This is a genomic window from Brevibacillus borstelensis, assembly GCF_037834415.1.
Classification (GTDB): domain Bacteria; phylum Bacillota; class Bacilli; order Brevibacillales; family Brevibacillaceae; genus Brevibacillus; species Brevibacillus borstelensis_A.
In genome coordinates, this window is record NZ_JAUMSJ010000020.1 from 75,839 (window position 1) to 84,968 (window position 9,130).

Genomic DNA, 9,130 nt, shown 5'->3' on the forward strand with positions numbered 1-9,130 from the left:
GACCAAGCCTTGGGCCTCAAAGCCGAAGAGATACCAGAGAGAAAAGGGAGGGAAAGTCGTGGCGGACACCTGTACCTTGCATATTTTGCACACCAATGACGTCCACAGCCATTTTTCCAGCATGCCCCGTATCGCCTCTTGCCTGCGGCAGAACAGGCAGCGATGGGAAGCGCTGGGCGAGCATGTACTGACAGTCGACATCGGCGATCACGCTGACCGGATGGATGTGAAGACGGAAGCCACATGGGGCAGGGCCAATGTAGAAGTGTTGAACCGCAGCGGCTACGAGTATGTGACGATCGGAAACAACGAGGGGATTACCTTTCCGAAAGAAAGACTGGATTCCCTCTATGATCAGGCGTCTTTTACCGTCGTACTGGGAAACCTGATCGATCCGGCTACGGGCAGCATACCGAGCTGGGCGGCCTCGCACGCCGTTCATGAGTGGGACGATCTGCGTGTCGGCATTCTTGGCGTTACCGCATCCTTTTCCCCGTTTTACAAGCTGCTCGGCTGGGAAACCAAAGAGCCTCTGGAGCACCTTCGGGAGCAGGTGGCCGCTTTGCGCCCTGACGTGGACGTCATCGTCCTGCTGTCTCATCTCGGCTATCCCGACGATTGCAGACTGGCCCGCGAGCTTGAAGGAGTCGACGTCATTTTGGGGGCGCACACCCATCATCAGCTGGAGCGGGGAGAGCACATCAACGGAACGCTGGTGGCCCAGACAGGCGTGTTTGGCCGCCACGTCGGACACGTGCGGCTGGTGTGGGACAGAAGGGCGAAGCGAGTGCGGGAGGCATCGGCAGAGCTGTTTGCAGCCGACGAGTATCCGTCCGAGCCGGTGCTGGACTCGCTGATAGCCAAAAGCCAGGTAGCGGCGGAAGAACTTCTGGACCAGACCGCCGTTGAGCTGTCGGTCAGCCTGAATATTTCCTGGACGGAAGAAGCGGCCTTCGGCTCGGTCCTGGCTGCTTCTCTACGCAAATGGACACAGGCTGAGGTGGGTCTTGCCAACAACGGGCTGCTGCTTGCTCCTTTGGCAAATGGCAGAGTAAGCTACCGGGATTTGCTTCGCAGTGTTCCCCACCCGATCAACCCATGCGCGGTTTCTGTAACCGGCGAGCAGCTGTTCAAGGTGCTGCAGCAGTCGATCCAGCCGCAGATCGTGAATCGGGAGCTGCGCGGATTCGGCTTCCGCGGCAAGGTGACCGGATGGATGGGGATAGACGGTCTGCACGTGTGGTATGAGACGGGGGAAAGCCCGCGGATTTCAAGAGTCGAGGTCAACGGCGAAGAGCTGGACGCAGGCCGCGTCTACCGGGTGGGGACCATCGATATGTTCATGTTTAATCGAATGTTTCCCGAACTGGCGGAAGGGACCGACGTTCGCTTTTACCTGCCGGAAATGCTGCGTGAAATTCTCGCTGAGACATTGGCTGATACGGAGCTGATTGCAAAGGCCCTTCAGCCTCGCTGGCTCCCGATTGCACCCTCGTGACGAAGAGCAAGCCGTCGAAAAGGGCATGCTAACAGGGAAAAGGAGGGGGCAGCCCATGCGATTTATCGATGAAGTGTATGAATTGTACAAAGGCCACTTCAACGGAGACGAGGAAGACATCGTTGCCATCATCGTCGGCATTCTGGACGAACAATCCCATCAGGACCTCATCAAGCTGGTGATGGAGATGGAGGAAGAAGAGCTGTTCCACATGCTGGCCACTTACATGATCGAAGTCATGAAGCGCAAGGTAGCCATGGATGACGAGCGCCCGTCAGTCTCGTTGATTCACTGACGGCAGACACCTCCCGGCCGGCAACATCATAGGATGGTAGCGCGCCTGCGTGTAGCTGAAAAGAAGGAGGAACTCACGATGATAGAGGTACAGCCTGTCCATTTTGCTGAAGGAACTGCCATCGCTGTAACGGTTCGCCTGCCGAAGACCACACTGCTGGCGGTTACGACGGATAAAGGATATATCATGTGCGGAGCCCTGGATGTGGGTCTGTTGAATGAAAAGCTGGCCAGCCGGGAAATTGTTGCCGGCCGGGCTGTGGGTGTCAAAACGATCGAACAATTGCTGGACGCTCCCCTGGAGTCGGTCACCCATACAGCCGAAAAGCTTGGCATCACGGCCGGAACGATTGGGCGGGATGCGGTACGAAAAATGTTTTAGCGAGTCCAAAACGCCTTTGTCCTTGTGACGAGGCGTTTTTCGACAAAATCCAACAAAACCGGAAAAAGAAATGTAGAAGAATCTTGAATCGCGGTATAATAGGGGTACTTTGAAGGAAAGGCGAAGAACGGAAAATGAGATTACTCTCTATTCGTAAATGTCAGCCGGGTGTCACTCTGGCTCGCTCAGTCTACGCGGAGAACGGAACCATTTTGGTAGGCGCTGGCGTACAGCTGACACAACGCATGATCAATCGGCTGATCAACATGAACATAACGAACGTGTACATCCAGGATAAACGGACGGAGGATATCGTGGTGGAGGCGCCTGTTTCGGAAGAGACGCGTCGAGAGGCAATGGGGCTGATCAACGAAACGTTCCGCGCTTCCCACCAGAGTCCGCAGAAATGGCATCAAATGTTTTCGGACAGACAGTTTGGCAGGCAAATCAGGCAAGTGCTGGCGACTGTGGCGGATGAACTGAAGAGCAAGGACTCCGCGATGAATCTGCTGGCCGATGCCTGTGCGTTCGATCACTATATCTTTGCCCATTCGTTTAATGTCATGCTCTATTCTACAGCGTTGGCCCTGAGGTCGGACTTTGGGGAGAAAGAGGTTTTGGAGATCGGTGTGGGAGGAATCCTCCACGATATCGGAAAAATGTCCATTCCCGATGAAATTCTGAAAAAACCGGGACGCCTCACCGACGAAGAGTTTCAAACAATGAAAAAGCATACCGAAGTAGGCTTCGAAATGCTGCGGCGGCAGGACGATATCCCGCTCTTGGCGGCGCATTGCGCTTTTCAGCATCACGAAAGATTGAACGGGACAGGCTATCCGCGCGGTCTCAAGGGAGACGAGATCCATCCCTACGCGCAGCTAATGGCTGTTTGCGACGTATTTGACGCGTTGACGACTCATCGTGTCTACCGGACGCCTATGCTGCCCCACGAGGCGATGGAGCTTTTGTACACAGGTGTCGAGACGCTGTACGCCAAAGAATACGTCGAAAGGCTCCGCGATACGATTGCCCTTTACCCGTTGGGATTATCGGTCGTGCTCAATACCGGGGAATCGGGCGTAGTTGTGGATTACAACAAGGGGACACCGAGCAGGCCGGTGGTACGCGTGCTGTACGATGAGAGCGGAGGCCCGGTAGAGCATCCGTACGAATACGATTTATCCAAACGGCTCCACCTGATGATCGTCTCCTTCGACGGGTTGTTTTAGAGGCGGCTAGAGCCATTCCTTTCTTTTGAAAATCAGGTACATAATGATTCCCAAAGAAGCCATAAAGGCCAAGACGATATAGTAGCCATGCGGAGATTTCAGCTCAGGCATATACTCGAAATTCATGCCGTAGATTCCGGTCACGATCGTAAGCGGCATGAAAATCGTGGTCAATGCTGTAAAAATCCGCATGATATCATTGGCGCGGCCAGCGACCGAAGAATGATAGGCTTCGCGAAGGTTTCCGATCAACTCCCGGAACGTTTCGAAGCTCTCCACGATTTTTACCGCGTTTTCCAGGATATCTCCGAAGTACTTCCGCAGTCTGCGGTCGATCAGCGGAAGCTCTTTTTTGTGCAGGGCATCGATCAGATCGCGCTGCGGCAAAAGCATTTTCCGCGCGTACAGTACTTCGCTCCGCAGTCCGATGATCTGCTGGAGCTGTCCCTTTTTCGCATTCACCAGTATTTCTTCCTCAAGCTTTTCGATCAAGTCTTCGATTTTCTCCACAACGACAAAATAACTTTCGACGATCTGATCTACCAGATGATAGAGGAAGGCATCCGGCCGGTTGACCTCTTCTTCCCTGACAATTTGCAGCACTTGCGGGTACAGCCCGATGTCGTGCTTCGTCACGGTAATGATGTAGTGAGCGCCCAGAAACAGATTGACTTCGCGCAAAAAAATATCGTGGTTGCCAAATTCCACACTGTTGATCACGATGAAATAGTGATCGTCGTATACTTCCAGCTTTGGACGCTGCTCTTCCTCGTCGATGCAGTCTTCGATCGCCAAATCGTGCAGACCAAATAGATGCTGCAGCACATCGAGATCGAACAGAGAGGCGTCGATCCAATAAAAGCCGTTGCCCGGCGGGAACTGCGTTTGCTCAATATCGTCAATCAGCGTGATCATTCCGTTTTGGACGAGACGAATTTTCATAGTCCATACTCCTGCCAGAGGGTGATGTATCGCTGCTCTCGTCGGACTGTGCTTCCTTCTGTGCTTGTCTGTTCACCCGGGGAAATACGCTGTGGATCAGAAAATCGCAGGCCGATCGCAGGGCCGACTCACTGGGGGGACGGCGGATGGGGTCTTCCGGGTTGGATCGCTTCATGATTACGCCTCCTCATCCGTGGTTGTTTACACCAAAGTATGAGGCTGCGTTTGTCCGTTAGCCCTGATTTTTAACAAGAAGCGGTCCCGGCGGTCATTTTGGTGAAACGGCAAGGCTGACATCCGTCCACGTTGTGTCTTGGAATAGTGTGCCTCAGTTTCCGGCAATTGTTGCATGATTGTTGCCCGGCTCTTTTAGTCAAAATGTCATCCTGCGGCTTTAGGCGGGCAAGTCTTGGCGAAGAATACAGCCCTGTTTTCTCGGCGTTTGAAAGCGCTAACACCAGGCGGATATAATTCCGATATAATATAGGAGTCCAGCAGTGCGGGAAGAGGGGGAAGGAAGTCCCTCCTTCGCATATCAAGCAAATACTTTTTGCTGCATGCTGGGTATATTTATCTAGGTGAGGCATACCAAACTGGAAATATTTATAGTATAGTTACTGTAAATACAGTGAAAACGAAAGAGATCAAAGGAGACCATTCAATGAGCAAGTGCCCGTTTTCCAGCTGGTTTGGCCTTAAAAGCAAGCAGACGGAATCCTTTTTCCACGGCAAGATGGAAACAGGGGAAGTAATCATTGACTCAAAGTCTGAGCTGTTAAAGCAATTATCCTTGATAGATCTGACCGAGGATGATCTGGCTGCGGTAAAAATGCTGCAACCGCTCGTTGTTCGAAATATTGGCGATATTGTAAATCATTTTTATGCAAATCTGGAAAAAGAGTCGTCCCTGATGACTATCATCGAGAAGAACAGCACGATTGAAAGATTGAAGGGAACGTTGACCCGGCATATCACGGAGATGTTCAGCGGAAAGATCGACCGCCACTACATCGAGCAGCGGAGCCGGATTGCGGTCATGCACTTGAAGATCGGCCTGGAGCCGAAATGGTACATGTGCGCCTTTCAAAATCTGCTGGTCTCGTTAATTGACCTTTTGCAGCGGGAAATCTCGGACAAGCAGGAATGCATCCGGGCGATTACCATTGTCACGAAGATTTTAAACATCGAGCAGCAAATCGTGCTGGAGGAATACGAGAACAAGCATGAGCAGTTGCGCCAGGAAGCCCAACGCAAGAAGGACGAGCTGCGGGTCGTCCTCTCCAACTCCGCGCATGAATTAGCGGCGGTCTCCCAGGAGACAAGCGCGTCTGTCCATCAGTTGACGGAGCAGTCCCGGGAAGTATTGCGTTACGCCGAAAACGGAACCAGCTACTCAAGCAATGCCCAGCACCTGTCAGAGGAGGGCAAGCAGAAGCTGGAAAATCAGCAGCAGCAAATGGGGCTGATTCAGCAAAGCGCCGATCAGATCGCGGCGGAGATGCGGACGCTGGAGGAGACCTCGGAGAAGATTCGCGGGATTGTCGATGTGGTCACGGCGATTGCCGAACAAACCAACCTGCTGGCGTTGAATGCGGCGATTGAAGCAGCACGTGCGGGAGAGCAGGGCCGCGGGTTTGCCGTCGTCGCCGGGGAAGTGAGAAAGCTGGCTGAACAGACCAAGCAGTCGGTGTCGGGCGTGGCCGATCTGATCGAGAAAACGAACGCGCAGACGGCCAGCCTGTCTTCTGTTGTAGCAGAAGTACGAAAACTGGTATTGTCGAGCACGACAATGACCAGCGAGACCAACCGGTTTTTCGATGAAATTCGCAGTGCCGTCACGGACAGCAAGGAGCAGAGCAGCCGAATTCAGCGAGAGCTTGAGAACTTCTTCCACGTGATGGAAGAGATGAATCACGCTGTGTCGCAGGTAGCCATTTCTGCCGATCAATTATCGGAAATCACGGAAAATCTGTAGGGATAAGCACACCTTTTGCGGGTGTGCTTATGTTTGTTTTCGCAGCAAGCGGTTGACGGTCTCCCGGCGCAGGCCGAGGAATTGGCCGATCTCCTCCTGCGTCAGCAGATCGGTTAACGGGTAGCTGCCGATATGTTTGGCAAACCACTCTGTCATCAGTGCCAGCTTCTCCTTTGGAGACGAGGCGGTGAGCTGGTCCATGCGCTGCTGGGTAAACCGCAGTTTCGACTGGAGCTGGAGGGCAATCTCCCGGTATTTGTAGGGGTCTTCCTCAAGGGCCCGGTACCATTCAGCCGGAGAAATCTTCTCGACCTCACAGCTCATCAGGGCGATGGCCGTCCCGTGATATTCTTTTGCCGTCAGCAAGGAATGGTGAGGGATCGTTTCGCCGGGCAAGATCAGGTTAAACAGGAATGGCGACCCGTCTTCCTGCAGGCGAACCACTTTCAAGACGCCTGTCCGGACGTGAAACAGCGGTCCGGTTTCCCCCTGCCGAAAAAGAATGTCGCCTTTGTTCAGTTTCACGTAAATCACTCCCTTTCCCAACCATACCATCTCACAGCAGCACAAGTAAAATATTTGCATGGCCAAAAGAAAGAGCTGCCCCGACAGTCAGGGAGCAGCGCCGTTTGTGGAGACGTCCGCATGAGACGGCGGGCGGTCAGGGGGCAGACAGTACTGTTTGCAGCCAGACAGCGGCGGCGAGTAGACGTTCAAAGAGATGACCGGCGTCTGTCCTCCATTGCGGATTGCGTGTATTTGTCCTTTTTCAATAAAGTACACTTGTCCTGATGTCACTGACGTTGCTTCCTGGGCGTTGACGAAAGCGGAACCGTGTGGATAGTCAGGCATGACAGAGTGGTTGATGTTGATCAATTCCCCCTGAAGCACGCATTCCCAGCCAAACGAAGAGCCGTGGTCATGAGGAGCGGACTCGTGGCCGGGCGGGAGGTAAATGAGAACGATTTCAACATCGTCCGTGCGAAAGAGGACTTCTCTGCCGTAGGGAAGCCCGTCGGGGACTGGCATGCAGGAAGCGAGTGCATCGGCGCTGGGCGCGAGGCGGGACAAGGCTTCCTTTATCTCGCTTGGGGTTGGAGCAGTCAGTATCGCAAATGCTTTGCGAATTTCCTCTAGAATCATGTGCAGCCTCCAAAACATAGGATTTCTCGCTTATCTGTATGCGTAAACCCGGGCAGGGGTGCAGCAGGGGCCGGATTGTTTTGACTGTCTTGACGTTTTTTCGTTGGAGCGGACAGAAAAGCGGTATATGATGAAAGAGAGACACAACAGTGTCCATCCAGAGGTTTGGGGAGGACGCCCCTGTCCGCAGGAAATTTCTTTTGTCGTCGAAGGAGCTCATTAGCATGACCGTGGATTAGCGTAAAGGAGGCTTGCGCATGTCAACTGCCATAATCAGTGTACAAACGCCCTAACAGGGGCGCAGGAGCTGAACCGTCTGACCGATCAGGGGGTTTGGCCAATGAAAAGCAAACAATTGTACGTATATGTGAACGCCGTGTCCGATCTTGGATCGCGCATGGATTTAATCGCGTTTTCAGCGTTGATCTTTACCTTTGAAAATAGTGCCATGTGGCTGACCGCTTTTTTCCTGGCCAGACAAGTGGGGGGGCTTTTGTTCAGTCTGGCAGCGGGCGTAGTCGCCGACCGCTTTGACCGGCGCAAGGCAATGATCGCAAGCGATCTCGGCTCGGGACTGATGATCGCCGCTGTCGTGCTCTTTCCGCATCCGTATACGGTGGTGGCTGCCGCATTCGTAAAAGGCATCCTGTTCAGCGTGTTCCAGATCAGCTTTCGGGCATCGTTGCCGCAGCTGTTTCCGGAAGAAGGGCTGGCTGCGGTGAACGGATTGATTGTCCGGATGGAGGCGGTGGCGGGGATTGTCGGATTTGTCCTCGGCGGATTGGCCTGCGACTTTTTCGGCTACGGATGGGTCATCGGATTTGACGCGGCCACGTTTTTTGCTTCTGCACTCATTTTGCTGCGGCTGCAGTGGGAGAGCGATCCGGCTGCAGACAGTCAGCAGCGGCGGGTCTCTTGGCTAGAGGACTTGCGGGAGGGCTGGCGCTATCTGCGGCAGCATGACGTCCTGCTTGCAGTGATGCTTCTGTCTTTCTTCTGGACCGTCAGCGTGGCGGGGTACAATTACGGACTGCCGCTGCTGGCTGAATGGTCGGCTCGTTCCCACGCTTCTTTCCACGGGCTGATGTGGACGCTTTTGAGTGTCGGCACACTTGTCGGAGCGTGGCTGGCGCCGCGTGTCCACTGGAGGGAGTTCGCGGCGCTGAACTTCTCTTTGCTCGCGATGGCGGTCATCGTCTCGCTCGCTTTTGCCGGAGTCCATCAGGTGGTCATTCTGCTGCTGCTTGCCGCAACGGGTGTGCTGGAAGGGCTGCGAGAGGTGTTTCAGAGGTCGATCGTTCAGCAGGCGGCCAGTACGGTTCGCGGGCGCGCCCTAGGGATGCAGACATTGCTGACGCGTGGAGGATTTTTTCTGGGGTTTTTGTTGTCGCCATTGGTCTTTCAGGCGTTCGGCCTGTTTGCTATGGTTGCCGTTTCGCAGGCTGTGCTGGTGATCGCGGTTTTTGGCATACGCTGGTGCTGGCGGAAAGAGATAGGCTAGGGGTAAGGCTTGTCGCTTGGTAAAAAACGCTCGCGGGCTGTTGAATTGCCATAATAATCATAGCCTGCAACCAATCCTCTTAATTTCAATATAAGTCTGATATTGTAGAAAAGAGGGTGTCCCAAAAGTCATCATAGATGACTGAGGGACGTCCCTCTTTTCATTT

At 53.8% G+C, this 9,130-nt stretch carries 9 protein-coding genes; 6 read left to right on the forward strand and 3 right to left on the reverse strand.

The window, feature by feature from the left end:
• The first annotated feature begins 58 nt into the window (after positions 1–58).
• The 4 genes from Q3F21_RS16655 to Q3F21_RS16670 all read left to right on the forward strand — a co-directional run bounded on the left by Q3F21_RS16655 (position 59) and on the right by Q3F21_RS16670 (position 3,403).
• Positions 59–1,498 carry a bifunctional metallophosphatase/5'-nucleotidase gene (locus tag Q3F21_RS16655; protein WP_340255250.1) on the forward strand — a complete coding sequence of 480 codons (1,440 nt, stop codon included), beginning with the start codon at positions 59–61 and terminating at the stop codon, positions 1,496–1,498.
• Positions 1,499–1,553: 55 nt separating this feature from the next.
• On the forward strand, positions 1,554–1,793 hold the full coding sequence (locus tag Q3F21_RS16660) for a DUF6154 family protein (protein ID WP_340255253.1): 240 nt from the start codon (positions 1,554–1,556) through the stop codon (positions 1,791–1,793).
• A 78-nt stretch (positions 1,794–1,871) separates the two neighbouring features.
• On the forward strand, positions 1,872–2,174 hold the full coding sequence (locus Q3F21_RS16665; RefSeq protein ID WP_340255256.1) for a YunC family protein: 303 nt from the start codon (positions 1,872–1,874) through the stop codon (positions 2,172–2,174).
• 134 nt (positions 2,175–2,308) lie between these two features.
• The gene (locus Q3F21_RS16670; RefSeq protein WP_340255259.1) at positions 2,309–3,403 is read left to right on the forward strand and encodes an HD-GYP domain-containing protein; all 1,095 of its coding nucleotides are present in this window, start codon (positions 2,309–2,311) and stop codon (positions 3,401–3,403) included.
• A gap of 6 nt (positions 3,404–3,409) precedes the next feature.
• On the opposite strand, the gene corA is transcribed toward Q3F21_RS16670, so the two are convergent.
• Positions 3,410–4,345, reverse strand: a complete 936-nt coding sequence (gene corA, locus Q3F21_RS16675; RefSeq protein WP_340255262.1) for a magnesium/cobalt transporter CorA — start codon at positions 4,343–4,345, stop codon at positions 3,410–3,412.
• A 661-nt stretch (positions 4,346–5,006) separates the two neighbouring features.
• Here corA and Q3F21_RS16680 point away from each other — a divergent pair.
• On the forward strand, positions 5,007–6,320 hold the full coding sequence (locus Q3F21_RS16680; protein WP_340255265.1) for a protoglobin domain-containing protein: 1,314 nt from the start codon (positions 5,007–5,009) through the stop codon (positions 6,318–6,320).
• 27 nt (positions 6,321–6,347) lie between these two features.
• On the opposite strand, the gene Q3F21_RS16685 is transcribed toward Q3F21_RS16680, so the two are convergent.
• Together Q3F21_RS16685 and Q3F21_RS16690 are read right to left on the reverse strand one after the other, a co-directional pair.
• Positions 6,348–6,845: a Crp/Fnr family transcriptional regulator gene (locus Q3F21_RS16685; protein ID WP_340255268.1), complete on the reverse strand. Its 498-nt coding sequence runs from the start codon at positions 6,843–6,845 to the stop codon at positions 6,348–6,350.
• An 87-nt stretch (positions 6,846–6,932) separates the two neighbouring features.
• Positions 6,933–7,463: a cysteine dioxygenase family protein gene (locus Q3F21_RS16690; protein WP_340255271.1), complete on the reverse strand. Its 531-nt coding sequence runs from the start codon at positions 7,461–7,463 to the stop codon at positions 6,933–6,935.
• Between the two features lie 340 nt (positions 7,464–7,803).
• Between Q3F21_RS16690 and Q3F21_RS16695 the strand changes: the two genes are divergently transcribed.
• Positions 7,804–8,964, forward strand: coding sequence for an MFS transporter (locus Q3F21_RS16695; RefSeq protein WP_340255275.1), 1,161 nt, complete (start codon positions 7,804–7,806; stop codon positions 8,962–8,964).
• Positions 8,965–9,130: the final 166 nt, after the last annotated feature.